Source organism: Streptomyces wuyuanensis (genome assembly GCF_900103455.1).
Classification (GTDB): domain Bacteria; phylum Actinomycetota; class Actinomycetes; order Streptomycetales; family Streptomycetaceae; genus Streptomyces; species Streptomyces wuyuanensis.
The window spans coordinates 1-25101 of the sequence record NZ_FNHI01000005.1 but is presented as its reverse complement, the minus strand read 5'-3'; the positions used below and the strand labels follow the sequence as shown (position 1 = coordinate 25101).

Genomic DNA, 25101 nt, shown 5'->3' with positions numbered 1-25101 from the left:
ACCGGCCGGCCCGCGCCGGACGTCCGCGCACGCCACCGCGCCGCGCCGCCTCACCACGTGCTCTGGGGGAATGGGCACGGGACGAGCCGGTGCGGTGCGGGCGTCCGCGGGCGCCCTGCCGGCCGCAGTCCGTTCAGGACGCCAAGGGCAGGCGGAGCACGAAGAGCGCGCCGCCGTCCGCCGTCGCGGAGACCGTCAGCGTTCCGCCGTGGCGCCGGGCCACGTCGCGGGCGATCGCCAGACCGAGGCCCGCGCCGCCCGCGTCACGGCTGCGGGCGTCGTCGAGGCGCACGAATCGTTCGAAGATCCTCTCGCGCTCCGGCTCCGGCACACCCGGACCGTCGTCCGCCACGGTGAGCACCGCGTCGCCGCCCTCGCGCCGCACCGTCACGGACACCGCGCCGCGCGCATGCCGCTGCGCGTTGTCCAGCAGGTTGCCGAGGACCCGGCCCAACTGGCCGGGTGAACCAGCCACTTCCACGTGCTCCTCGGCGTCCACGGTCACCGGCAGCCGGTCCCCCGCGCCCCGCTGCGCCACCTCCTCGCGCACCGTCGCCGCCAGGTCCAGACGGGCCCGCCCGGGCCGCTCCCCCGCGTCCAACCGCGCCAGCAGCAGCAGATCGGCGGCCAGTTGCTGCAGGCGGACGGTGTCGGCCACCGCGCCGGGCACGTCCAGCAGCCCCGGGTGAGCGGCGCCCACCTCCAGCTGGGTGCGCAGGGACGCGATGGGGCTCCGCAGCTCGTGCGACGCGTCCGCGACGAAGCGCCGCTGCCGCTCCACCGACGCCTCGAGCGCGGCGAGGGTCTCGTTGGTCGTACGGGCCAGCCGGGCGATCTCGTCGCGCGAGTTTGGTTCGGGAACGCGCCGCGACAGGTCCTCGGACGCGGTGATCGCCGCCATCTCGCTGCGGATGCCCTCCACGGGGCGCAGCGCCCGGCGCGTCACCAGCCAGGTCACGCCCGCCACGACCAGCAGCAGCACGGGCAGCCCGATGAGCATGGCGTCCCGGACCGTGTCGACCGCACGGTGCTCGGCGGCCAGGGGCGCTCCCGCGGCCACGGTGACGGTTCCGCCGTCACGGCCGTCGGCCCGTACGACCGCGAAGCGGTAGTCCGCCGTGTCCCCGTCCACTGTCGCGGTGCCGTTGCCGAAGCTCGGCCGGTCCTCGTCCTCGCCCGGGACGGCGGGCGTACCGGTCATGGCCTCCAGGTCCTCGCTCGCCGCGCGCACCCGGCCGTCCTCGCCCGTCACACGCACCGGGCGGTCCTCGCCGTCCGGCAGGTCCAGCCGGTCGTAGGGCACGTCGAGGTCGAGCTGCGTCGCGACGTTCCTGGCGGTGACCTCGGCCTGGAGCCCGGCCTGGTCGGTGAGGTTGGCCCGGAGCACGAACAGCACGGCCAGTCCGGCGCCGATCAGCGCCACCGCGACGACGAGCGTGGCGCCCAGCGCCGCCCTCGCCCGTACCGAGTTCACCGGTCCGCCAGCCGGTAGCCGGCGCCGCGCACCGTCTGGATCACCGAGGCGCCCAGTTTGCGGCGCAGCGAGCTGATGTAGACCTCGACGATGTTCGGGTCGCCGTCGTAGGCGAAGTCCCAGACGTGTTCGAGGATCTCCGGCTTGCCGACCACTTCGCCGGGCCGCAGGGCCAGCTGCTCCAGGACGGCGAACTCCTTGGCGGTGAGGGCGATTTCGGCATCGCCCCGGTGGACCCGGCGGGCGGCGGTGTCGACGGTGACCTCCCCGGCCCGCAGGACCGGCGAGGCGCTCTCGGCGCGCCCGCGCCGGCGCAGCAGGGCCTTGATCCGGGCGACGAGGACGACGTACGAGAACGGCTTGGTCAGATAGTCGTCGGCGCCGGTGTCGAGGCCCTCGGCCTCGTCGTACTCGCCGTCCTTCGCGGTCAGCATGAGGATCGGGACGTCGTTCCCGGCGGCGCGGAGGGCGCCGCAGACCCGGTAACCGTTCATGCCCGGCAGCATGATGTCGAGGACGACGAGGTCGTACGGGGCCTCGCCGGCGCGGTGCAGTGCCTCCAGGCCGTCGTGCACCACGTCGACGGCGTAGCCCTCCGCGGTGAGCCCGGCGGCGAGGGACCGCGCGAGCCGCTTCTCGTCCTCCACGATCAACAGCCTCATGCGCACAGCGTCGCAAACGGAACCTGAAGGCGCCTTCAGGTGCCTTCAGGCGGGCTTCAGCGTTACCCGGGCAGGGTGGTTCCCGTCATCACGAACCGTCACCGGAAGGCACGACTCATGAAGCGACGCAAGCTGGCCATCGCGACCCTGACCGCGGCCGTTCTCGCCGGCGGGGGCACCGCCGCCGCGTTCGCCGTCCAGAACGGTGACGGGGACGGGGACCGCGATGACGCGGCGCAGGCGCGGGCGGCGAAGGTCACCATCTCCCAGGCGATCGACACGGCCCTGGGCGCGGCGCCCGGGACCGTCACCGGCGCCGGCCTGGACGATTCCGAGTGGGAGGTCGACATCCACGGCAGGGACGGCGACCGGCACGACGTGACGCTGGACGCGGCCACCGGGAAGGTCACCTCGACCGAGCGCTCGGACGGCGACGGCCGCGCACCGTCGGCGCAGGACGCCCCGGTCACGGCCGCACGCGCGGCCGAGGCCGCCGAGTCCGCCGTCCCCGGCACCGTGACCTCGGTCGAACTCGACCACGCCGACGGCCCGGGCAACGCCCTCGTCTGGGAGGCCGAGGTCCAGGGGCTGGACGGCCGGGAGCACGAACTGACCGTGGACGCGAAGAGCGCGAAGGTCTCGGCGGAGGCGCGGAAGGCCTCCGGAGCGGAGTCGGACAAGGACGGCAGCGAGCACGGCGAGGCCGAGGACCACGACGGCGACGACGACTGACCGGCCCCGCCGGACCGCGGCGCGGCGGGTACCGCGCCACTCCGCCGGCGGGACGCGCGGGTGCCGCTCAGTCCCCCGTCAGGCCCGCCACCAGTTCGTCCGCCGCCGCGTACGGGTCCAGCTCGCCCGCGACGATGCGCTCCGCGAGCGCGCCGAGACGCCGGTCGCCGCGGAGGTCGCCGATGCGCTCGCGGAGGGCGGTGACGGCGATCGTCTCCACCTCGTGCGCGGCCCGGCGGGCGCGGCGCTCGGCGAGGACGCCGTGCTCCTCCATCCAGGCGCGGTGCTTCTCCAGGGCCTCGACGACCTCGTCGACGCCCTGCGCCCGCGCGGCGACCGTCTTCACGATCGGCGGCCGCCAGTCGCCCGGTCCCCGGGACTCGCCCAGGCCGAGCATGTGGTTGAGCTCGCGTGCGGTCGCGTCGGCGCCGTCGCGGTCGGCCTTGTTGACCACGTACACGTCGCCGATCTCCAGGATCCCCGCCTTCGCGGCCTGGATGCCGTCGCCCATGCCGGGTGCCAGCAGCACCACGGACGTGTCGGCCTGGGAGGCGATCTCCACCTCCGACTGGCCGACCCCGACCGTCTCGACGAGCACGACGTCGCAGCCGGCCGCGTCGAGGACGCGGATCGCCTGCGGCGCGGCCCAGGCGAGGCCGCCGAGATGACCGCGGGTGGCCATCGAGCGGATGTAGACGCCCGGATCGGAGGCGTGCTCCGACATCCGCACCCGGTCCCCGAGCAGCGCACCACCGCTGAACGGGGACGACGGGTCGACGGCGAGCACGCCGACGCGCTTGCCGGCCTTGCGGTACGCCGTCACCAGCGCCGAGGTGGACGTGGACTTGCCGACGCCCGGCGAACCGGTCAGGCCCACCACGTACGCGCCGCCGGTCAGCGGCGCGAGCTCCGCCATGACCTCGCGGAGCTGCGGGGACGCCCCCTCGACGAGTGAGATCAGCCGGGCCACGGCCCGCGGCCTGCCCTCCCTCGCCTGGGCGACCAGCTGGGGGACGTCCACCATCGTGCGTGCTCCGATCTCTGAAGGGCTTACTTCGCCGGTACGCGGACGATCAGCGCGTCGCCCTGACCGCCGCCGCCGCACAGCGCCGCCGCTCCGACCCCGCCGCCGCGCCGCTTCAGCTCCAGCGCCAGGTGCAGGACGATGCGCGCACCGGACATGCCGATCGGGTGGCCCAGGGCGATCGCGCCACCGTTGACGTTCACCTTTTCCGGGGATACGCCGAGGTCCTTCATCGACTGCACGGCGACCGCGGCGAACGCCTCGTTGATCTCGATGAGGTCGAGGTCCGAGACCTCCAGGCCGTCCTTCTTCAGGGCGTGCGCGATCGCGTTGGAGGGCTGGGACTGGAGGGAGTTGTCCGGGCCGGCGACATTTCCGTGGGCGCCGATCTCGGCGATCCAGTCCAGACCGAGCTCCTCGGCCTTGGCCTTGCTCATCACGACCACGGCGGCGGCGCCGTCCGAGATCTGCGAGGAGGTGCCGGCCGTGATCGTGCCGTCCTTGGCGAAGGCGGGGCGCAGCCGGCCCAGCGACTCGACGGTGGTCTCGGCGCGGATGCCCTCGTCCTTGCTGAAGACGACCGGCTCGCCCTTGCGCTGCGGGATCTCGACGGGCGTGATCTCGGCCTCGAAGAGGCCATTCTTCTGGGCGGCGGCGGCGCGCTGGTGGGACAGCGCGGCGATCTCGTCCTGCTCGGGGCGGGCGATGCCGAGGCGGGTGTTGTGCTTCTCGGTGGACTCGCCCATGGCGATGCCCTCGAACGCGTCGGTGAGACCGTCGTGCGCCATCGCGTCGAGCATCTCGATCGCGCCGTACTTGAAGCCCTCGCGGGACTTCGGCAGCAGGTGCGGCGCGTTCGTCATGGACTCCTGGCCGCCGGCGACGACGACGTCGAATTCACCCGCACGGATCAGCTGGTCGGCGAGGGCGATCGCGTCGAGTCCGGACAGACACACCTTGTTGATCGTGAGCGCCGGGACGTTCATGGGGATGCCGGCCTTGACGGCCGCCTGGCGGGCCGGGATCTGACCGGCGCCGGCCTGCAGCACCTGGCCCATGATCACGTACTGCACCTGGTCGCCGCCGATACCGGCCCGGTCCAGCGCTGCCTTGATGGCGAAGCCGCCCAGGTCGGCGCCGGAGAAGGACTTCAGCGAGCCGAGCAGCCGTCCCATGGGCGTACGGGCCCCGGCGACGATGACGGATGTGGTGCTGTTCGTTCCAGTCATGAGAGGGGATCCCCTTCCAGCGCGGCGGCTGAGGAGTGAACGAGGGTTTACTCGAACTGTACTGAGCGGTATGCGCTCGGGTCACCGGGCAGCCGGTGTGATCGCGCGCACGTTGCGTAACCACCGCGGGGAGCGCTGCACTGGAGCCATGCTGACGCGAATCGACCACATCGGGATCGCCTGTTTCGACCTCGACAAGACCGTCGAGTTCTACCGGGCCACGTACGGCTTCGAGGTCTTCCACACGGAGGTCAACGAGGAGCAGGGCGTGCGGGAGGCCATGCTCAAGATCAACGAGACCTCGGACGGCGGTGCCTCCTACCTCCAGCTCCTGGAACCCACCCGCGAGGACTCCGCGGTCGGGAAGTGGCTGGCCAAGAACGGCGAGGGGGTCCACCACATCGCCTTCGGCACGGCGGACGTGGACGGCGCCGCCGACGACATCCGGGGCAAGGGCGTACGGGTGCTCTACGACGAGCCGCGCATCGGTTCGATGGGCTCCCGGATCACGTTCCTGCACCCCAAGGACTGCCACGGTGTCCTCACGGAACTGGTCACTTCCGCCGACCCCTCCTCAGCGGAGCACTGACCGCCGGGATTCCCGGCCCGGTAGAGTGGGCCGCTCCGGGCCGGGGCCGGGCCGGGGCCGCGCCGCGTCCTCGTGACTGATCTGACACCATTTCCCCGGGGGGCCGTTCAGGCGAACGGTGCTCGTCTGTAGAGAGTTGCGACCAGGGGACGGATGGGACCGCGCAGTGCGGGGCTACGAACGCCAGGAGAGCCACCGAGCTGACGACGACCACCTCTCGCGGTTCGAAGCCGAGATGGACCGGCTGAAGACCGAGCGGGAGAAGGCCGTCCAGCACGCCGAGGACCTCGGATACCAGGTCGAGGTGTTGCGCGCCAAGCTCCACGAGGCGCGCCGCACCATCGCGTCCCGTCCCGCCTACGACAGCGCCGACATCGGCTACCAGGCCGAGCAGCTGCTCCGGAACGCCCAGATCCAGGCGGACCAGCTGCGCTCGGACGCCGAGCGCGAGCTCCGCGAGGTCCGGGCCCAGACCCAGCGCATCCTCCAGGAGCACGCCGAGCACCAGGCCCGGCTGCAGGCCGAGTTGCACGCGGAGGCGAACCAGCGCCGCCAGCGCCTCGACCAGGAGCTGGCCGAGCGCCGGCAGACCGTCGAGGCGCACGTCAACGAGAACGTGGCGTGGGCCGAACAGCTCCGCGCCCGCAGCGAGTCCCAGGCCCGCCGCCTGCTGGACGAGTCGCGTGCCGAGGCCGACCAGGGGCTGGCGGCCGCCCGCGCCGAGGCCGCGCGGGTCGCCGAGGAGACCCGGCAGCGGCTCGGCTCCGAGGCGGAGGCCGCCCGCGCCGAGGCGGAAGCGATCCTGCTGCGCGCCCGCAAGGACGCCGAGCGGCTGCTGAACGCCGCCTCCAGCCAGGCGCAGGAGGCCACCAGCCACGCCGAGCAGCTGCGCTCCTCGACGACCGCCGAGTCCGACCAGGCGCGTCAGCAGGCCGCGGAGCTCAGCCGGAGCGCCGAGCAGCGGATGCAGGAGGCCGAGGACAGGCTCCGCGAGGCCCGCACGGAGGCCGAGAAGACCCTCGCCGAGGCCAAGGAGGCCGCGGGCAAGCTGCTCGCGAGCGCCGAGTCGGCGAACGAGCAGCGGGCCCGTACCGCCAAGTCGGAGATCGCCCGCCTGGTCGCCGAGGCCACCAAGGAGGCCGAGAACCTCAAGAGCGAGGCCGAGCAGGCGCTGGCCGATGCCAAGGCCGAGGCGGAGAAGCTGGTCGCGGAGGCGTCGGAGAAGGCGCGTACGGTCGCGGCGGAGGATTCGGCCGCCCAGCTCGCGAAGGCGGCACGGACCGCCGAGGAGGTCCTGGACAAGGCGTCCGAGGCGGCCAAGGACACCACCCGCAAGGCCGTCGAGGAGGCGGAGCGGATCCGCCGCGAGGCAGAGGCGGAGGCGGACCGGCTGCGCGCCGAGGCCCACGGCACGGCCGAGGAGCTCAGGGGCGCGGCGAAGGACGACACCAAGGAGTACCGCGCCAAGACCGTCGAACTCCAGGAGGAGGCCCGGCGGCTGCGCGGCGAGGCCGAGCAGCTGCGTTCCGAGGCCGTCGCCGAGGGCGAGCGGATCCGCAGCGAGGCACGCCGTGAGACCGTCCAGCAGATCGAGGAGGCGGCGAAGACCGCCGAGGACCTGCTGACGAAGGCCAAGGCCGACGCCGATGACGTGCGGTCCAAGGCCACCACGGACAGCGAGCGCGTCCGCACCGAGGCCATCGAGCGGGCCACGACCCTGCGCCGGCAGGCCGAGGAGACGCTGGAGCGCACCCGTACCGAGGCGGACCGGCTGCGCGCCGAGGCCGAGGAGCAGGCCGACGAGCTGAAGGCGGCGGCCGAGCGTGCCGCCGCCGAGCTGCGCGAGGAGACCGAGCGGGGGGTCGCCGCCCGCCAGGCCGAGGCCGCGGACGAGCTGACCCGGCTGCACACGGAGGCGGAGGCCCGGCTCGCGTCGGCCGAGGAGGCGCTCACCGAGGCGCGCTCGGAGGCGGAGCGGATCCGCCGCGAGGCAGAGGCGGAGGCGGAGCGGCTGCGCACCGAGACGGCCGAGCGCACCCGTACCCTCCTGGACCAGGCCGAGCAGGAGGCCGAACGGCTGCGGACGGAGGCCGCGTCCGACGCATCGGCCTCCCGCGCCGAGGGCGAGGCCGTCGCCGTGCGGCTGCGCACCGACGCCGCCACGGAGGCCGAGCGGCTGAAGTCCGAGGCGCAGGAGACCGCCGACCGGGTCCGCAGCGAGGCCGCCGCGGCCGCCGAGCGGGTCGGCCAGGAGGCATCCGAGGCGCTGGCCGCCGCGCAGGAGGAGGCCAACCGACGCCGTCGGGAGGCCGAGGAGACCCTCGGTGCGGCCCGTACGGAGGCCGACCGGGAGCGGGAACTGGCCCGCGAGCAGAGCGAGGAGCTGCTCGCCGCCGCCCGCAAGCGGGTCGAGGACGCCCAGACCGAGGCGCAGCGGCTGGTGGAGGAGGCGGACCGGCGCGCCACCGAGATGGTGTCGGCCGCCGAGCAGACCGCCCAGCAGGTACGGGACTCCGTGTCCGGTCTGCAGGAGCAGGCCGAGCAGGAGATCTCCGGGCTGCGCAACGCCGCCGAGCACGCGGCGGAGCGGACCAGGACGGAGGCGCAGGAGGAGGCGGACCGCGTCCGCGCCGACGCCTACGCGGAGCGGGAGCGTGCCACCGAGGACGCCAACCGCGTCCGGGCGCGCGCCGACGAGGAGGCGGAGGCCGCCAGGTCGCTCGCCGAGCGGACCATGAACGAGGCGATCACCGAGTCGGACCGGCTCCGTGCCGAGACCTCGGAGTACGCCCAGCGGATGCGCACGGAGGCGGCCGACGCACTGGCCTCCGCCGAGCAGGACGCGGCACGGACCCGGGCCGAGGCCCGCGAGGACGCCAACCGGATGCGTTCCGAGGCCGCGGCCCAGGCCGACCGGCTGGTGGCCGAGGCCACGAGCGAGTCCGACCGCGTCACGACCGAGGCGTCCGAACTGCTGGCGCTGGCCGAGCAGGACGCGGCCCGGCTGCGGACCGAGGCCGAGCAGGTCAAGGAGGACGGCGAGCGCCAGGCCGAGGAGCTGCGCGCCGCCGCCCGCGCGGACGGCGAGCAGATCCTGGACGAGGCCAGGAAGGCAGCGGACAAGCGCCGCGCCGACGCGGCCGAGCAGGCCGACCAGCTCATCGCCGAGGCGGCCTCGGAGGCCGAGCGCCTGCGCGCCGAGGCGGCCGACACCGTGGGCACCGCCCAGCAGCGGGCGGACCGCATCAGGGCCGAGGCGGAGCGGCTCCGCGAGGACGCCGAGCGGGCCGCCGAGCAGATGCGCTCGGAGGCCCGCGAGGAGGCCGACCGCACGCTCGACGCCGCGAGGAAGGACGGGGCGAAGCGCCGCGCCGACGCGGCGGAGCAGGTCGACCAGTTGATGGCCAAGGCCCAGGAGGAGGCGCTGCGCGCCACGACCGAGGCCGAGTCGCAGGCGGACACGATGGTCGGCGCGGCCCGGAAGGAGGCCGACCGGCTGGTCGCCGAGGCGACCGTCGAGGGCAACTCCCTGGTGGAGAAGGCCCGTACGGACGCCGACGAGCTGCTGGTGGGGGCGCGTGGCGACGCGACCGCCATCCGGGAGCGCGCGGAGGAGCTGCGCAGGCGCGTCGAGAACGAGGTCGAGGAGCTGCACGAGCGGGCCCGCAGGGAGTCCGCCGAGCAGATGAAGGCCGCGGGCGAGCGCTGCGACCAGTTGGTGAAGGCCGCGGAGGAGCAGCAGGCCGAGGCCGCGGCGAAGGCCAAGGCGCTGGTCTCGGAGGCCAGTTCGGAGGCCGGCAAGGTGCGCATCGCCGCGGTGAAGAAGGCGGAGGCGCTGCTCAAGGAGGCCGAGCAGAAGAAGGCCGAGCTGGTCCGCGAGGCCGAGAAGGCCAAGGCGGACGCGGAGCGCGAGGCCGAGCGCACGATCGAGGAGGGCAAGCGGGAGCTGGACGTGCTCGTGCGCCGGCGCGAGGACATCCAGGCGGAGATCTCCCGGGTGCAGGACGTGCTGGAGGCGCTGGAGTCGTTCGAGGCACCGGCCGGCAAGGACGGCGTGGTCAAGGCGGGGGCGTCGGCAGGAGTTACACGTTCGAGTGGCAAGTCGTCCGAGAGCTAGCCACCCGAAAGGCTGGACATTCTCCATATCAAACGGGCATCAGCTCGATGACACGCCGCTCGGGCGCCTAGGATTCCCCCTAACACCTCAGCCGGTCTCATTCGACAGGAACCCCATGAGCGACACTTCCTCCCCCTTCGGCTTCGAGCTCGTGCGGCGTGGGTACGACCGCGGTCAGGTGGATGACCGCATTACCAAACTCGTCGCCGATCGTGACAGTGCTCTAGGACGTATCACCTCTCTGGAAAAGCGCATCGAGGAGCTCCATCTCGAGACGCAGAATGCCCAGGCCCAGGTCAACGACGCCGAGCCGTCGTACGCCGGACTCGGTGCGCGCGTGGAGAAGATCCTCCGGCTCGCGGAAGAGGAGGCGAAGGACCTGCGCGAGGAGGCCCGTCGCGCGGCCGAGCAGCACCGCGAGCTCGCCGAGGGCGCCGCCCAGCAGGTGCGCAACGACGCCGAGGCCTTCGCGGCGGAGCGCAAGCAGAAGGCGGAGGACGAGGGCGTCAGGATCGTCGAGAAGGCGCAGAGCGAGGCGAACTCGCTGCGTGCCGACGCGCAGAAGGACGCGCAGTCCAAGCGCGAGGAGGCGGACGCGCTCTTCGAGGAGACCCGCGCCAAGGCCGCCCAGGCCGCCGCGGACTTCGAGACGAACCTGGCGAAGCGCCGCGACCAGTCCGAGCGCGATCTGGCCTCGCGTCAGGCGAAGGCGGAAAAGCGCCTCGCGGAGATCGAGCACCGCGCCGAGCAGCTGCGCCTGGAGGCCGAGAAGCTGCGCACGGACGCGGAGCGCCGCGCCCGCCAGACCGTCGAGACCGCGCAGCGCCAGGCCGAGGACATCGTGGCCGACGCGAACGCGAAGGCGGACCGTATCCGCAGCGAATCGGAGCGCGAGCTCGCCGCGCTGACGAACCGTCGCGACTCCATCAACGCCCAGCTGACCAACGTCCGCGAGATGCTGGCCACGCTGACCGGCGCGGCGGTCGCCGCGACGGGTGCGCCGGCCGACGACGAGCCGGTGTCCCGCGGCGTCCCGGCCCAGCAGTCCCGCTGACGCCGCAGCCGTACGGCAGTACGCTCCGCGTGCGCCCGGTGCCTTCGTTGGCACCGGGCGCACGCGTCTTCCCGGCCCGTGCCGCCGTGCGCGGCCCCGTCACCGTCCGGACGGTGAAATGTCGCCGCCCGTTGTCCATATCCGCTGGCGTCGCCCCATCGGCCCCCGTAGCGTGAACGCATGATCGAGCTCGAGGGTCTCACCAAACGTTTCGGCTCCAAGGTCGCGGTCGACCATCTCTCCTTCACGGTGCGGCCGGGCGTCGTGACCGGCTTCCTCGGGCCCAACGGCGCGGGCAAGTCGACGACGATGCGCATGATGCTGGATCTGGACAACCCCACGAGCGGGACGGTCCGGATCGACGGCAGGCACTACCGGGATCTCCAGGAACCGCTCAAGTACATCGGCGCCCTGCTCGACGCCAAGGCGATGCACGGCGGCCGCAGTGCCTACAACAACCTGCTCTGCCTGGCCCAGGCCAACCGGATCCCTTCGAGCCGGGTGGCCGAGGTCCTCGACACGGTCGGCCTGACGGCGGTGGCGAAGAAGAAGACCAAGGGCTTCTCCCTCGGTATGGGGCAGCGGCTCGGCATCGCCTCCGCACTGCTCGGCGACCCGGAGATCCTGATGTTCGACGAGCCGGTCAACGGGCTGGATCCCGAAGGAATTCACTGGATCCGCAATCTGATGAAACAGCTCGCCGCCGAGGGAAGAACGATCTTCGTCTCCTCCCATCTGATGAGCGAAATGGCCCTCACCGCGGATCACTTGATCGTCATCGGACAGGGACGATTGCTCGCCGACACGTCGATGGCCGATTTCATCCATCAGAACTCGCGCAGTTATGTACGGCTGCGCTCCCCGCAGCAGGAGCGGCTGCGGGACGTGCTCCACCAGTCGGGCCTGACCCCCGTCGAGGCCGGCAACGGCACGCTGGAGATCGACGGCGCCACCACCGAGCAGGTGGGCGAACTCGCCGCCGAGCACCACATCGTGCTCCATGAACTGAGCTCCCAGCGCGCCTCGCTGGAGGAGGCGTTCATGCAGATGACGGCGAGCGCCGTGGAGTACCACGCGCACTCCGCCCCCGGTCACGGCCCCCAGTGGGCCCCGCGCGACAAGGGAGCCTGACCCGATGGCCTCGGTACCCGCCGTTCTGCAGTCCGAGTGGACCAAGATCCGCACGGTCGCCTCCACCACCTGGACCCTCGTCAGCGCCTTCGTCGTCACGGTCGTCGTCGGCGCGCTGCTCTGCGCGCTGCTCGCCTCGACCTTCGACGAGCTGCCGCCCGCCGAGCAGGCCACCTTCGACCCGACGCTCGTCAGTTTCTCCGGGATGGTGCTGGGGCAGCTCGCGATGGTCGTCTTCGGTGTGCTCGTGGTCGGCACGGAGTACAGCTCCGGCATGATCCGCACCTCGCTCGCCGCCGTCCCGCAGCGCGCCACGTTCCTGTTCGGCAAGATCGCGGTGGCCGGGCTGCTGGCGCTGACGGTCGGGATGGCGACGAGCTTCCTGAGCTTCTTCCTCGGTCAGGCCCTGCTCGGCGACCGCGCCACCACCATCGGCGAGGAGAACGTGCTGCGCGCGGTGATCGGCGGTGGGCTCTACATGGGTCTCATCGCGATCTTCTCCATGGGCGTCGCGGCGATGCTGCGGAGCTCGATGCTCTCGCTCGGCATCCTGATGCCGTTCTTCTTCCTGGTGTCCCAGATCCTGGCCGCCGTCCCGTACGCGAAGGACGTCGCCCGCTACTTCCCGGACCAGGCGGGCTCGAAGATCATGCAGGTCGTGCCTCTGGCGATGAACAGCGAGGAGGCCCCGTACGGGCCGTGGGGCGGTCTCGGCATCATGGCGCTCTGGGTGGCGGCCGCGCTGCTCGGCGGCTTCCTGGTGCTCAAGAAGCGGGACGCCTGAGGGCTTGCAGGGAATCAAGGTGTTGCTTCCCTGCAAGCCCTCAGCGCGACGAGGCTGTGGTGTCCATGGGTCCTGGGCCCCACAGCCGGTCTCGTCTCGTTGTTCCCGGTCCCCGGCATCGGGTCGGCTATCGGTCGCGCGCTCGCGACAGCCGGTTTACGGGCGTCACTTGCACTGCTTGGCGTTCACCACGGTCCACGTCTTGCGCTTCGAGCCGAACTTGTTCTGATAGCAGGTCTTGTCCTTCAATTTCTTGGAGGCTTCAAGGGTCGGAAAGAAGACCTTTCCTCCTACAGCGAGACCGCAAGCAGTCCCCAGAAGGAGACGCGCCTTTCCGCAGATGTACGCGAGGCCGACCTCCATGCCGAATCCGACCATGGGCGCAATGATTTTCAGCTCACGCCCCCACATGCTGATGTAGACGCCCCATCCAAGTGAGATTTTGGGGTCCGCCACGACAGGAAACGCGGTCGATTCGCTCGTCTCAACGGTCTGCACCAGGGTGTTGCCGTCAAGCGTGTAGGACGTGGGGACGGCTTCGCCCCGGGCATCCTTGGCCCAGGGTGCGTCGATGGCGCCGACGGCGCGTTTGCCGCCCTCTCCATCTGCGCCCTGCAGGATCTGATAGCCGCCCTCACCGTCCGGGACGAGCTCGGCACCGTCGGGCAGGTCCAGGTCAAAGCGGTGCGTGGTCGCCGCTGACCGGTCCTTGAGGGTCACCAACGCGCGTACGGCCCCGGAATCAGTGGCCTGCACCGAGACATCGGTGGCTTCGGCTGCTTCCGGGTAGACGATGGTGCCCCTGCCGGCCAGGACCCCGGACACGTTCTCGGTGACCGGCAGACCGAGACCGACCGTTCCACCCTCAGGGCCCCGCACCTCGACGGAGCCTCTTGCCTCTTCAGGCGCGGCCACGGTGACGGCTCCGCCGTTCTCCACCGCAACCACGGTCGTGAAGGCGCTCCCCGACTCGCCGGAGAGGCGGTTGGCCAGATCCCCGGTACCGGTGGCCCGTTCGACTACGGCGGCCGCGAGCTGGGGCGACGTTGCCACATCCACGGCACCTGCGGGCGTCGCAGAGGCCAGGAGCGAGGTGGTGAGGGCGATTGCGATTGCCCCCGAAGGTATTGCGAACGCGGACTTCAAGGCAGCCCAATTCCCTTTGGATAACGAAGCGGAGTGCTTCTACGGATCAGATCTGCCCACGAGGACCTCCCGGGCATGCCTGAGAACCCGCTGCGGGCAGGTCAGGCAAGCAAGGAATCAGAATCGGGCACAGCACCCGGAAAATGCCGCACGGAAGCCGCTCGGCCGAGAATTCCCCCTGGACTCGCCGGGTGTGGTCGATACCCAACTGATCGGTAGCTTATGCATGCGGCGAGAGAACTATCAAATGAAGGTCCGAGAACGACCCGGTCGGCCCCCACGGGCCCGTGGGGGCAAGAGCGTCTACGCCCCGGGCGATGCCTGTCGCCCTCTGCCGCCGGATCAGCTCTCGGCATGGGCTTGGCCGGAACCGTCAAGGCCCGGATATCCTCATAGCTCTTACGGGGGTGTACGGCAACAGCACGGCCAGGCCCCGACGACCCGACAGTCGATGGGGCTGGAGACATGATCGAGGCAGTCGGCCTGACGAAGCGCTACGGCGCCAAGACGGCCGTGTACAACCTTTCCTTCCAGGTGCGGCCCGGTGCCGTCACCGGGTTTCTCGGACCCAACGGTGCCGGCAAGTCCACGACCATGCGCATGGTCCTGGGACTCGACCGGCCCACCGAGGGACGGGTGACCATCGGTGGCCTTCCGTACCGGCAGTTGCCGAACGCCCCGCGCCAGGTCGGAGCGCTGCTGGACGCCAAGGCGGTCCACGGTGGACGCACCGCGCGCAATCACCTGCTGTCGCTGGCGCAGCTCGCCGGCATCCCGGCCCGCCGGGTCGACGAGGTCCTCGGCGTGGTCGGCCTCCACGACGTCGCCAAGCGACGCTCCGGCGGTTTCTCGCTCGGCATGGGGCAGCGCCTGGGCATCGCCGCGGCCCTCCTGGGCGACCCGCAGGTGCTGCTCTTCGACGAGCCGGTCAACGGCCTCGACCCCGAGGGCATCCTCTGGGTCAGGAACCTGATGAAGCAGCTCGCGGCCGAGGGCCGCACCGTCTTCGTCTCCTCTCACCTGATGAGCGAGATGGCGCTGACCGCCGACCACCTGATCGTGATCGGCCGCGGCCAGCTGATGGCCGACATGAGCGTCCAGGACTTCATCGCCCACAACTCGGCCAGCTTCGCCAGGGTGCGGACCCCGGAGACCGAGCCGCAGCAGCGCGAGAAGCTGTCCGCGGCCCTGTCCGAGGCGGGCGGCCAGGTCATGCCCGAACAGGACGGCGCGCTGCGGGTCACCGGGCTCGCCCTGCCGCGCATCAGCGACCTGGCGCACGAGGCGGACGTCCGGCTGTGGGAGCTGTCGCCGCACCAGGCGTCCCTGGAGGAGGCGTACATGCGGATGACCCAGGGCGCCGTGGACTACCGCTCGACGGAGGACCAGAAGGCGGGCCTGATGCAGCCGCAGCCCCCGGGCTACGCGCCACCGCAGCCGCAGATCCCCGACGTGCCCCAGCAGGGCTGGTACGCCCCGCCACCGCCCGCGCCCGGCGAGAACCCGTACGCGACCGCACCGCCGGCCACTCCCCCGGCGGACGCCGCCCACACCGACCAGATCAAGCCCGAGGATTCCCGATGACCACCCCCTACCAGCAGCCGGGTGCTGCCATGGGCGCGTACACCTCCCCGATTCCGGTCCGGGCGGCCCACCTCGGCGACGCCCTCGCCTCCGAGTGGACCAAGATCCGCTCGGTTCGCTCCACGATGTGGACGCTGGGCGTGATGATCCTGCTGATGCTCGTGGTCGGTCTCGGGATCGCCGCCCTGGTCGCTGCGGCGGACGCGAACGGCGAGATGGGCAATGAACCCGTGCTCGGCTTGGGCGTGTTCGGCGCACTGATCGGCTGCATCTGTGTGATCACTCTCGGCTCGCTGACGGTCACCTCGGAGTTCGGCACCGGGATGATCCGCACCACACTGACGGCCTGCCCGAGCCGGAGCCGGGTGCTCACGGCGAAGTCGCTCGTCTTCTTCGGTCTGGCCTTCGTCACGACGCTGGTGACCACCGCCTTCGTCGCTCTCTGCCAGGTGGCGATCCTCGACGGCCGGGAGCCGGCCACCGAGGAGTGGCTCCTGTCCACCGTGGGCTCATCGCTGTTCATCGCCCTGCTGGGACTGGCGTCGCTGGGTATGGGCGCGGTGATCCGGCACTCCGCCGGGACGATCACGGTGATGCTGGGCATCATGCTGATGCCGCTGGTGGCCGGGTTCTTCATGCTCGGGTCCGCTGCCCTGTCGGACGTGAGCGAGTTCCTGCTCGGCTACTCGATCCCGGCGCAGCTCATCGGCGTCTACGGTGAGGCCGCCGGATCGGGGCCCGCGGGCTGGGCGTCCGTACTGGTGATGCTCGGTGTCGCGGGGGTCTCACTGGGAAGCGCCTTTGTCGTGATCAACCGGCGCGACGTCTGACCGCCGCCGGACCGGCGCTTCGGCAGCCGGGCCGGCCGTTCAGTGGCGAGGCGCGTTGCGGGACCGCTGCACCCGGGAGGTGCGGCGGTCCTTCGCGTTCCAGCACGCCTTGTGCCAGTGGCGCCGGTCGTCCACTCCCCCGTACTCGGGCCAGGCGACCACGTGCGGGGTGCCGGACGGGATCTCCTGGTCGCAGCCGGGGCAGCGGTAGCGCTTGCCCACGGCGCTCGCCCCCGCGACGTGCCGGACGCGCCAGTCCTCGCCCTGCCAGCTCTCGGAACGCTCCACACCGCCGTAGCGGTCGCCCATGTCGCCGGCACGGTCTGTCTGCTTCTCCCCGCCGCGGGGGCGGTTTCTGCGCGGGGACACGTGACACCTCGGGGGCAGAGCGGACAGTTCACCCCCAAGCCTACGGTCCCGGGCAGCGGGTAGGCGTCCGGTACGGCGCCGAGCGCGCCACCCACAGGGGCCAGTTACCGGAAAATCGCAACAACTTCACTCGCGGCCGTGCCTTTGGCACGTGTCAGACGTTGTTGCCTGTGTGGGGGGAATGCCGCGTCGGCCGCAAGGAGGCATCAGGCGATGCGCGTTGGAGCTTTTGTACTGGCCGCCCAGTTCCCGGGCCAGGGGCACGGAGAGGCGCTGCACCGTGCCGTGCGGTCCGCCGAGGCGGCGGAGGCCGCCGGACTGGACTCGGTCTGGCTGGCCGAGCACCATTTCGTACCCTACGGGGTCTGCCCGTCGGCCGTGACCCTGGCGGCGCTGCTGCTCGGCCGCACGGAACGGATCCGGGTGGGCACCGCGGTGAGCGTGCTGCCGACCGCCCACCCCGTGGCGCTGGGCGAGCAGGCGGCGCTGCTGCACCTCACGTCGGGGGGCCGGTTCTCCCTCGGTGTGGGCCGCGGCGGCCCCTGGGTCGACCTCGAGGTCTTCGGCGCCGGTCTCGCGGCGTACGAGAAGGACTTCCCCGAGTCGCTGGACCTGCTGCTGCGCTGGCTGCGGGAGGCCCGTGTGGGGGCCGAGGGGGAACGATTCGCTTTCCGCGAGGTCCCCGTCGTTCCGCGCCCCGACGACCTGATCGGCGACGACGTCGACGGCCCCGCGGGTCCCGAGGTCGTCGTGGCGTGCACCTCCCCCTCGACGGTACGGCTGGCGGCCGAGCGCGGACTGCCGATGCTCCTCGGGATGCACTGCGGTGACGAGGAGAAGGCGGACATGGTCGCCCTGTGGCGCGGCCACGCCCTCGCGGCGGGCCACGCCCCGGAGACGGTGGCTCAGGCCGGCCATGTGTCGGCCGGCGTGGCGCAGATCGCCGACAGCCGCACGGCGGCGGAGGAGACCCTCGTCAAGGCGATGCCGGGCTGGCTGAAGCAGGGCCTGGACGCACATGTGACGGTCGACGGGCGCCGGCGCGCGATGCGCGACCCCGTGGCCTACACGGAGCTTCTGTGCCGGCTACACCCGGTAGGCCCGCCGAGGCTGGCGGCGGACCGGCTCGCGGCGACCGCGGAGCGCACCGGCATCAACCGTTTCGCGCTCCTCTCCGAGGGCTCGGGCGATCTCGCGGCGACGGAGGAGAACGTGCGGCGGCTGGGCGCCGAGGTGCTTCCGCTGCTCCGCTGAGCGGGGCGCCGCCGCGGATGCGGGCCGTACGACCGTACGGCCCGCACGCCTCCCCCGGCCCGTCGTCCGGCGGAGGCTGCCGCCCCGGCATCCATGACGCCTCCCGCGATGCGGAGCGGCAGCGGAAGACATCAGCAGTCGCGAAGTTCGGGCGACTGGTTGAGCAACTGGGCCCGTACGGAAGTGAAGCGGGCGAGCCGCTCGTCCACCGAGGAGTCCAGCGGGAACACCGCGACGCGATGGCAGTTCTGGAAAGCGAGCCGTACCCCGAAGTGCCGCTGCAGCGCACCCCGGATGGCATCACTCGCGAGCGCGCGCAACAGCTGACCACGTGCCTGCTCGTCCGGCGGCGGCGTCTGGTTGTCGGCGAACTCGCCGCCGTCCACCTTCAGCTGAGCCACCAGAGAACTGATCATCTCCCATGCATAGGGCAGGGAGGTCCGGACGCAGTCGACGAATGCAGCTTCGTCGACCTCGCCTCGCTCGGCCTGTTCCAACAGCGCCGGTGAGACGTCGAGCGACATGGGTTCTCCTCTCGCGACCCCGTCGAACGGGGTCTTACGGGCAGGGAAGGAGGCGACCGATCATGCCCGGCACGGCGCTGAAGACGACGCAGAGTGCACGAACGGCGACCTCCTGCTTCCACGTTATGCGCGCTGTCTGGTCCGCACCAGGAGAATGGGAACACAACCGGCCAATAACGTAAGGGCACAAGAGGGGCGACCCGTAGGGACTCGGACAGGGGCAGGGTGCGCGACAGTGGAGGAATCGCGCGCGAGGAGGTCGGTCGAGTAGCGTTGCGCACCATGCGTCTCGTCATCGCCCGCTGTTCCGTGGACTACGCCGGCCGGCTCACCGCCCACCTGCCCTCCGCTCCCCGTCTGATCCTGGTCAAGGCGGACGGCAGTGTCTCCATCCACGCCGACGACAGGGCGTACAAACCGCTGAACTGGATGTCGCCTCCCTGCACCCTCAAGGAGGGGGAGGACAACGTCTGGACGGTCACCAACAAAACGGGCGAGAAACTGATCATCACGATGGAGGAGGTCCTCCACGACTCGTCCCACGAGCTGGGTGTGGACCCGGGGCTCATCAAGGACGGCGTGGAAGCGCACCTCCAGGAGCTGCTGGCAGACCGTATCGAGACACTCGGCGACGGCTACAGCCTGATCCGCCGCGAGTACCCGACGGCGATCGGCCCCGTGGACATCCTCTGCCGGGACTCCGACGGCGCGACGGTGGCGGTGGAGATCAAGCGCCGCGGTGAGATCGACGGGGTCGAGCAGCTCACCCGCTATCTGGAGCTGCTGAACCGCGACCCCCATCTCGCCCCGGTCCGCGGTGTGTTCGCGGCGCAGGAGATCAAGCCCCAGGCACGCGTCCTGGCGACGGACCGCGGGATCGGCTGCGTGGTGCTGGACTACGACGCCCTGCGCGGCATCGAGGACGACAAGCTGCGCCTGTTCTGACGGAAGGCACGAGAACGCGGACGGCGGGCCGTGGTGCTGGCCGCCCGCGTTCATGCCGGGGCCGCGCCCGCCCCGTACCGGCCGCCTGCCGTCGCGCTTCCGTACGACCGCCCGGACCGACCGGGCCGCGCCCGTGGGGCGCGGCCCGTGCACGGCGGGCACCTGCCCGGGGTCCGCGGCGCGCCGCCCCCGGTCAGGTCGACGAACTGCTGGGCCCCGCCTGGCTGCCGCTGGGGCTGGTCGACGTGCCCGTACTGCCGGAGGAGGACGCACCGCCCTCGGTGGTGCCCCCGTCCGCGGTGCCGCCGTCGGTCGTACCGCCGTCCGTGGTGCCGCCGCTCGGGCCGGTGGACGTGCCGCCGTCGGTCGTACCGCCGTCCGTGGTGCCGCCGTCGGTGGTCCCACCGTCCGTCGTACCGCCGTCGGTCGTACCGCCGTCCGTCGTACCGCCGCTCGGGCCGGTGGACGTGCCGCCGTCCGTCGGTGAACCCGTGGATCCCGTCGACGTGCCACCCGTCGCGGGTGAACCTCCCGTCGACGACGAGCCCCCGGTGGTGCCGCCCGACGTCGAGGACGAACCGCCGGTCGCGGAGCCGCTCGTGCCCGAGCCGCCCGCCGAGGAACCGCTGCCCGGAGTGGACGGGTCGCCCGCCGAGCCGCTCTCGCCCGGCCGGGCGGTGCCCGGGGCGGCGGGGGTGCCGCCCGTACCGCCGGTGGTGCCGTCCGCGGGGCGGCTGGTGGGGTCGCCGGCGGGCTCGTCCGCGTCGAGGCCGTCGCTCCCCTCGCCCTCGTTCGCCGACTGCTCGTTGGTCACCCGGTTCGCCGGAGTCTCGTCGTCGGAGGTCGCGCCGAGCGTCACCACCGTGCCGAGGACGACGGCCAGCAGGACGCCCGCTCCGGCCGCGACCAGATGGCGCCGGGGGCCGGAGACCACGAGGCGGCGGGCGCCGGCGATCACACCGGGCAGCGAGGCCGGGGAGTCGCGGCGGGTCACCAGTGTCTCGAGCGGCGGGGAGACGGCCGTGGCGCCCATGGCCGGGGACACCGGCTCCTCGGGGCGCACCGCCGGGGCACCCTCGCCTTCGGGCGTACCCGTGCCGGGCAGCCGGATTCCCTCCCGGTCGGTCACGAGCGCCAGCGCCCTCCGGCCGGCGACCGTGCCGCGCTTGTCGGCGAGCGCTCCGCGCATGGCTATGGACGCCTCGAGCTCGGCACGCGCCCGGTCGAGGCCGCCCGTGCAGAGAGCCAGCACGCCCAGCTCGTGGAGGAAGTAGGCCTCTTCCGCGACCTCGCCTGCCGTCCGGGCCGCTTCCTGACCGGTTCGCAGGGTGCGCTCCCACGCCTGCCAGTGCAGTCCGGCCGCGAACGCGGGTGCCGCGCTGCGGGCCAGCAGCACCGCGGTGCTGGCGTGCCCGGTCTCCTGCGGGGGAACCAGCGAACCCAGCGCCGCGAGGATCGCGTCGGCCTCGGAGGACGCCCGCGCGGGCGTCACCGAGGGGTGCCCCGCCCACCAGGCGTAGTGCCGGGCGGCCGTGTGGGCGCGGTCGAGGGCTCCCTCGCCGTAGCCGGCGGCCTCGAGCTGAGCGGCGACTCCGGCCGCCAGCCGGTAGCGGGAGCCGACGGGGCTGAGCAGGGCGCAGCTGGTCAGTTCGCCGAGCGCGGCGTCCGCGTGGGTGTCGCCGACGAGCGCGGGCAGGTGCGCCTGGTGTGGGACCTCACCGCCGAGGGCGACCGCGAACCGGAGGGCGTCGCGGGCCGACTCGCTGAGCCGGGAGGCGAGCAGGGCGGCGGGCGCGGCGCCTTCGCCGAGCGTCGGCAGCGGGATGTCGAGCCCGTCGCCGAAGACGTTGTCCCCGTCGTCGTCATCGTCGTCGTCCCGCTCCTCGGGGACGTTGCGCAGGGCGTCGCGCTGCCTCAGCAGCGCACCGGCCTGGACGAAGCGCAGGGGCAGCCCCTCCGACTCGAACCAGAGGTCGCCGGCCCAGTTGGCCTCCTCGTCGGTGAGAGGCCGGTCCACGGCCCGCTCCAGGAGCTCCAGCGCCGTGCCGCGTTCGAGTCCGGAGAGGAACACCTCTTCGACCTGGGAGTCGGCGGACGGCGCCGCGACGTCGGGGGTCGCGGCGAGCAGGAAGGCGCATTCGGGGGTCGAGTCCAGGAGTTCGTCCAGCGCTCCGCCGCCGAACTCCAGGTCGTCGACGAGGACGACGGCACCGATCTCGCGGACGTGTCGCAGCAGCTCCGTCCGGTCGGGCCGGTGCAGCGGGGCGTTGTGGACGGCTCTGAAGAGTTCGTACAGCAGCTCGGCCGGTGTGCGGTGGTACCCGGAGAGGCGGACGACGCCGTCGGGGGCGAGGTCCGCGCAGTCGTCGGCGACGGCGTCCAGCAGGGCGGTACGGCCCGATCCGGCCGGTCCGGTCAGCCGGACCGTGCGGCCGCGCCCCAGGAGCCGTACGAGCCGCTCACGCTCTTCCTGACGCTCCAGCAGCGGCAGTGCCGGGGCGGCCGGTCCGGGCGGGAGCGGGGGCCGCCCGGCGCGCCGCAGCTCGTCGCGCTCCTCGGTGGTGTGCCGTAGGGGGGCGGCGGGTTCCCCGTCGGGGCGGCAGGGCTCGATCTCGCTGCCGTCGACCGGGTTGACGGTGAGCGCGAAGTCGCCGGCGACCACCCGCACCGTGCGTGCGGGCGCGGCCTTCTGATGGGCGAACTCCGGCGGCACCGCGTCGCGCGGCGGTCGCTGCGGACTGCCGGCCTCGTCACCGCTGCGGTCGTCGTCGCGGCCGTACTCGTCCGGTCCCGGATTCCTCGGGTCCATGGTCAAAGCCCCCAGATGGCGTCTCGTGCGGAAGCCCCTCCCGGCCGGTCTGCACGCTCCGCTGCCGCTTCTGGTCCGGTGCCCGCCGTGTGGGTTCGTGAAGAGGCAGGCGACCGGAGCCTAGACGCTCGCCGGGTGTCGGGGAACAGCCGGGGTGCCGGGCGCCCCAGGACGTCACGGTCTCGTGATGAATGGGCGCCCTGGCGGGTGTCGTCCGCTCAGACCCGAGGCAGGGACTCTGCGGCGATTCCGCCCTCGATGGCCAGGATGCGGTGCAGCCGGGTGGCCACCAGGAGCCGCTGCATCTGCGGCGGTACACCGCGCAGGACGAGGCGTCGGCCGCAGCGGCCGGCCCGTCGGTGCGCGCCCATGATGACCCCGAGACCGGTGGCGTCCCAGGAGTCGAGATTGCTCAGGTCGAGCACGAGATCGCCCACTCCGTCGTCGACGGCCGAGTGCAGGACCGTTCGGGCGTCCGCCGCGCTCCGGACGTCGAGGCGGCCCCCGACGACCAGCTCGGCATGGTCGCCCCTGATGTGCATATGCGCTCCCCGAGAGTGCCTTTGTCCGTCAGGTCTGACTTGTACGTCGACTTCCCGACCCTGCGTTCGATTGTCGCGTTCGACCGCGAGGTTCGACTGCCTATTTCTTTGCACCAACTGACTGCCGCACAGGCAGAGAAGTTGCCGTCTGTAAGCGAACCGATACCGAATTCACCCTGAGGGGTGACGGTACGCAGGGGCGTACGGCCCCTGCGTACCCGGGGTCGGTGTTCAGTGCTTGTAGAAGCCCTGCCCGCTCTTGCGCCCGATGTCACCGGCGTCCACCATCCGGCGCATCAGCTCCGGCGGCGCGAACTTCTCGTCCTGCGACTCGGTGTAGATGTTGCTCGTCGCGTGGAGCAGGATGTCGACACCGGTCAGGTCGGCGGTGGCCAGCGGCCCCATCGCGTGGCCGAAGCCGAGCTTGCAGGCGATGTCGATGTCCTCCGCGGTCGCCACGCCCGACTCGTACAGCTTGGCGGCCTCGACGACGAGCGCCGAGATCAGCCGGGTGGTCACGAAGCCGGCGACGTCGCGGTTGACGACGATGCAGGTCTTGCCCACTGACTCGGCGAACTCGCGTGCGGTGGCGAGCGTTTCGTCGCTGGTCTTGTAGCCGCGGACGAGTTCGCACAGCTGCATCATCGGGACGGGCGAGAAGAAGTGGGTGCCGACGACGCGCTCCGGCCGCTCGGTCACGGCAGCGATCTTGGTGATCGGGATGGCGGACGTGTTGGAGGCGAGCACCGCCTCGTCCCGTACGAGCTTGTCGAGCGCACGGAAGATCTCGTGCTTCACCTCGAGCTTCTCGAAGACCGCCTCCACGACGATGTCCGCGTCGGCGACGGCCTCGAGGTCCGTCGTCGTGGTGATGCGCCCCAACGCGGCCTCGGCGTCCGCCGCTTCGAGCTTCCCCTTGGCGACGAACCTGTCGTACGAGGCCTTGATGCCGTCGGTGCCACGGGTCAGGGCCGCGTCGGTGACGTCACGCAGCACGACGTCCCAGCCCGCCTGGGCGGAGACCTGCGCGATGCCGGACCCCATGAGTCCGGCCCCGATGACGGCGAGCTTCCTGGCCACTGCTGCACCCCTTAACACACGTTTACATACGGATCTCTGCGGAGGCTATCGGCCGCGGGGCACCGTGTGGCGGCGAAGAGATGCGCGTCACGTCTCAGATGACGGACATCACACCGGAGGCCGGTCGGGTGCCCGGGCACGGCCAAGGGCTGTCCCGTCATCACCGGTGGATCAGCGCGCGGCGTCAGATGCGGTGCATCGCAAGGCGGAGAGAGCGCCCTCATACCGGGCGTGTTCGGGTGATCCGACAACGCAGCGAGGTGCCGTGGCTGTCGTCGCGCGCCCGCTGGTGATTACGGGCCGGCCTTAGGCTGGCCGCATGGTCAATCTGACGCGCATCTACACGCGCACCGGCGACAAGGGCACCACGGCGCTCGGCGACATGAGCCGCACGAGCAAGACCGATGTGCGCATCTCCGCCTACGCGGACGCCAACGAGGCGAACGCCGCCATCGGCACCGCCGTCGCGCTCGGCGGGCTGCCGGAGGAGGTCGTCAAGGTTCTCGTCCGGGTCCAGAACGACCTCTTCGACGTGGGCGCGGACCTGTCCACACCCGTCGTGGAGAACCCGGAGTACCCGCCGCTGCGCGTGCAACAGGACTACATCGACAAGCTGGAGGCGGACTGCGACCGCTTCCTGGCGGATCTGGAGAAGCTGCGCTCGTTCATCCTCCCCGGCGGCACGCCGGGCGCCGCGCTGCTGCACCAGGCGTGCACGGTGGTACGGCGGGCCGAGCGCTCCACCTGGGCGGCCATGGAGGTGCACGGCAAGACGATGAACCCGCTGACGGCGACGTACCTCAACAGGCTCTCCGACCTGCTCTTCATCCTTGCGAGGACCGCGAACAAGCAGGTCGGGGACGTGCTCTGGGTGCCGGGCGGAGAGCGCTAGGTGTATTGCCCTGTGAGGTTGGGGACGCGGCTGGCGGGTGGTTTGCCTGCGAGCGCGGTGTGTCCGCGGTGGTGATTGTAGGTGTGCAGCCAGCCGGGGAAGGCGTCGCGTCGTTCCTGCTCTGAGCGGTAGGGGCGGGCGTAGGCCCATTCGTCGAGCAGGGTGCGGTTGAGGCGTTCGACCTTGCCGTTGGTCTGGGGCCGGTAGGGGCGGGTGCGTTTGTGGGTGATCTGGGCTGCCGCGAGGGTGTCGCGCCAGTCGCGGGAGCGGTAGCAGGCTCCGTTGTCGGTCAGGACGCGTTCGACGGTGATCCCGCAGGAGGTGAAGAAC

22 protein-coding genes are annotated in these 25101 nt (G+C 71.9%); 11 read left to right on the top strand and 11 right to left on the bottom strand.

Annotated elements, in window-relative coordinates; genetic code table 11:
* Positions 1 to 133: 133 nt before the first annotated feature.
* Together BLT82_RS09135 and BLT82_RS09130 are read right to left on the bottom strand one after the other, a co-directional pair.
* The gene (locus tag BLT82_RS09135) at positions 134 to 1474 is read right to left on the bottom strand and encodes a sensor histidine kinase (RefSeq protein WP_093653386.1); all 1341 of its coding nucleotides are present in this window, start codon (positions 1472 to 1474) and stop codon (positions 134 to 136) included.
* Positions 1471 to 2136, bottom strand: a complete 666-nt coding sequence (locus BLT82_RS09130; RefSeq protein WP_093653385.1) for a response regulator transcription factor — start codon at positions 2134 to 2136, stop codon at positions 1471 to 1473. The genes BLT82_RS09135 and BLT82_RS09130 overlap by 4 nt, the downstream gene beginning before the upstream one ends.
* Before the next feature lie 117 nt (positions 2137 to 2253).
* On the opposite strand from BLT82_RS09130, the gene BLT82_RS09125 reads away from it, so the two are divergent.
* A complete protein-coding gene (locus BLT82_RS09125; RefSeq protein WP_093653384.1) occupies positions 2254 to 2868 on the top strand; it encodes a PepSY domain-containing protein in 615 nt (204 codons plus the stop codon).
* A 67-nt stretch (positions 2869 to 2935) separates the two neighbouring features.
* On the opposite strand, the gene meaB is transcribed toward BLT82_RS09125, so the two are convergent.
* Positions 2936 to 3892 carry a methylmalonyl Co-A mutase-associated GTPase MeaB gene (gene meaB / locus BLT82_RS09120; RefSeq protein ID WP_018891382.1) on the bottom strand — a complete coding sequence of 319 codons (957 nt, stop codon included), beginning with the start codon at positions 3890 to 3892 and terminating at the stop codon, positions 2936 to 2938.
* 26 nt (positions 3893 to 3918) lie between these two features.
* Positions 3919 to 5121 carry an acetyl-CoA C-acetyltransferase gene (locus BLT82_RS09115; RefSeq protein WP_093653383.1) on the bottom strand — a complete coding sequence of 401 codons (1203 nt, stop codon included), beginning with the start codon at positions 5119 to 5121 and terminating at the stop codon, positions 3919 to 3921.
* A 148-nt stretch (positions 5122 to 5269) separates the two neighbouring features.
* Between BLT82_RS09115 and mce the strand changes: the two genes are divergently transcribed.
* From mce to BLT82_RS09090, 5 genes are all read left to right on the top strand, one after another.
* Positions 5270 to 5710: a methylmalonyl-CoA epimerase gene (gene mce / locus BLT82_RS09110; RefSeq protein ID WP_093653382.1), complete on the top strand. Its 441-nt coding sequence runs from the start codon at positions 5270 to 5272 to the stop codon at positions 5708 to 5710.
* Positions 5711 to 5876: 166 nt separating this feature from the next.
* Positions 5877 to 9827 carry a polarized growth protein Scy gene (gene scy, locus BLT82_RS09105; protein WP_093653381.1) on the top strand — a complete coding sequence of 1317 codons (3951 nt, stop codon included), beginning with the start codon at positions 5877 to 5879 and terminating at the stop codon, positions 9825 to 9827.
* A 115-nt stretch (positions 9828 to 9942) separates the two neighbouring features.
* Entirely contained in the window at positions 9943 to 10881 is a 939-nt protein-coding gene (locus BLT82_RS09100) for a coiled-coil domain-containing protein (protein ID WP_093653380.1), read from the top strand.
* Between the two features lie 180 nt (positions 10882 to 11061).
* Positions 11062 to 12012, top strand: a complete 951-nt coding sequence (locus BLT82_RS09095) for an ABC transporter ATP-binding protein (protein WP_093653379.1) — start codon at positions 11062 to 11064, stop codon at positions 12010 to 12012.
* A gap of 4 nt (positions 12013 to 12016) precedes the next feature.
* Positions 12017 to 12796: an ABC transporter permease gene (locus BLT82_RS09090; protein ID WP_093653378.1), complete on the top strand. Its 780-nt coding sequence runs from the start codon at positions 12017 to 12019 to the stop codon at positions 12794 to 12796.
* Between the two features lie 165 nt (positions 12797 to 12961).
* Here the strand turns inward: BLT82_RS09090 and BLT82_RS09085 are convergent, their stop codons facing one another.
* Positions 12962 to 13855, bottom strand: coding sequence for a hypothetical protein (locus BLT82_RS09085; RefSeq protein ID WP_143041484.1), 894 nt, complete (start codon positions 13853 to 13855; stop codon positions 12962 to 12964).
* Positions 13856 to 14407: 552 nt separating this feature from the next.
* On the opposite strand from BLT82_RS09085, the gene BLT82_RS09080 reads away from it, so the two are divergent.
* Positions 14408 to 15526 carry an ABC transporter ATP-binding protein gene (locus BLT82_RS09080; protein WP_093653376.1) on the top strand — a complete coding sequence of 373 codons (1119 nt, stop codon included), beginning with the start codon at positions 14408 to 14410 and terminating at the stop codon, positions 15524 to 15526.
* The gene (locus BLT82_RS09075; protein ID WP_093653375.1) at positions 15523 to 16356 is read left to right on the top strand and encodes an ABC transporter permease; all 834 of its coding nucleotides are present in this window, start codon (positions 15523 to 15525) and stop codon (positions 16354 to 16356) included. The genes BLT82_RS09080 and BLT82_RS09075 overlap by 4 nt, the downstream gene beginning before the upstream one ends.
* A gap of 39 nt (positions 16357 to 16395) precedes the next feature.
* Here BLT82_RS09075 and BLT82_RS09070 read toward each other — a convergent pair whose 3' ends face one another.
* Entirely contained in the window at positions 16396 to 16725 is a 330-nt protein-coding gene (locus BLT82_RS09070) for an ATP/GTP-binding protein (protein WP_093653374.1), read from the bottom strand.
* 213 nt (positions 16726 to 16938) lie between these two features.
* On the opposite strand from BLT82_RS09070, the gene BLT82_RS09065 reads away from it, so the two are divergent.
* A complete protein-coding gene (locus tag BLT82_RS09065; protein ID WP_093653373.1) occupies positions 16939 to 17979 on the top strand; it encodes an LLM class flavin-dependent oxidoreductase in 1041 nt (346 codons plus the stop codon).
* A gap of 131 nt (positions 17980 to 18110) precedes the next feature.
* On the opposite strand, the gene BLT82_RS09060 is transcribed toward BLT82_RS09065, so the two are convergent.
* Positions 18111 to 18503, bottom strand: coding sequence for an SCO5389 family protein (locus BLT82_RS09060; protein ID WP_017946869.1), 393 nt, complete (start codon positions 18501 to 18503; stop codon positions 18111 to 18113).
* A gap of 282 nt (positions 18504 to 18785) precedes the next feature.
* On the opposite strand from BLT82_RS09060, the gene nucS reads away from it, so the two are divergent.
* The gene (gene nucS / locus BLT82_RS09055) at positions 18786 to 19448 is read left to right on the top strand and encodes an endonuclease NucS (RefSeq protein WP_208867797.1); all 663 of its coding nucleotides are present in this window, start codon (positions 18786 to 18788) and stop codon (positions 19446 to 19448) included.
* A 193-nt stretch (positions 19449 to 19641) separates the two neighbouring features.
* On the opposite strand, the gene BLT82_RS09050 is transcribed toward nucS, so the two are convergent.
* The 3 genes from BLT82_RS09050 to BLT82_RS09040 all read right to left on the bottom strand — a co-directional run bounded on the left by BLT82_RS09050 (position 19642) and on the right by BLT82_RS09040 (position 23879).
* The gene (locus BLT82_RS09050) at positions 19642 to 22257 is read right to left on the bottom strand and encodes an ATP-binding protein (protein WP_093653371.1); all 2616 of its coding nucleotides are present in this window, start codon (positions 22255 to 22257) and stop codon (positions 19642 to 19644) included.
* 218 nt (positions 22258 to 22475) lie between these two features.
* The gene (locus BLT82_RS09045) at positions 22476 to 22799 is read right to left on the bottom strand and encodes an STAS domain-containing protein (protein ID WP_093653370.1); all 324 of its coding nucleotides are present in this window, start codon (positions 22797 to 22799) and stop codon (positions 22476 to 22478) included.
* Between the two features lie 231 nt (positions 22800 to 23030).
* Positions 23031 to 23879 (bottom strand): 3-hydroxyacyl-CoA dehydrogenase family protein, encoded by an 849-nt coding sequence (locus BLT82_RS09040; RefSeq protein WP_093653369.1) that lies wholly within the window; start codon positions 23877 to 23879, stop codon positions 23031 to 23033.
* A 319-nt stretch (positions 23880 to 24198) separates the two neighbouring features.
* Between BLT82_RS09040 and BLT82_RS09035 the strand changes: the two genes are divergently transcribed.
* Positions 24199 to 24771 (top strand): cob(I)yrinic acid a,c-diamide adenosyltransferase, encoded by a 573-nt coding sequence (locus BLT82_RS09035; RefSeq protein WP_093653368.1) that lies wholly within the window; start codon positions 24199 to 24201, stop codon positions 24769 to 24771.
* On the opposite strand, the gene BLT82_RS09030 is transcribed toward BLT82_RS09035, so the two are convergent.
* On the bottom strand, positions 24768 to 25101 hold a 334-nt coding region (locus tag BLT82_RS09030), incomplete at its 5' end, for an integrase core domain-containing protein (RefSeq protein ID WP_143041483.1). The genes BLT82_RS09035 and BLT82_RS09030 overlap by 4 nt on opposite strands.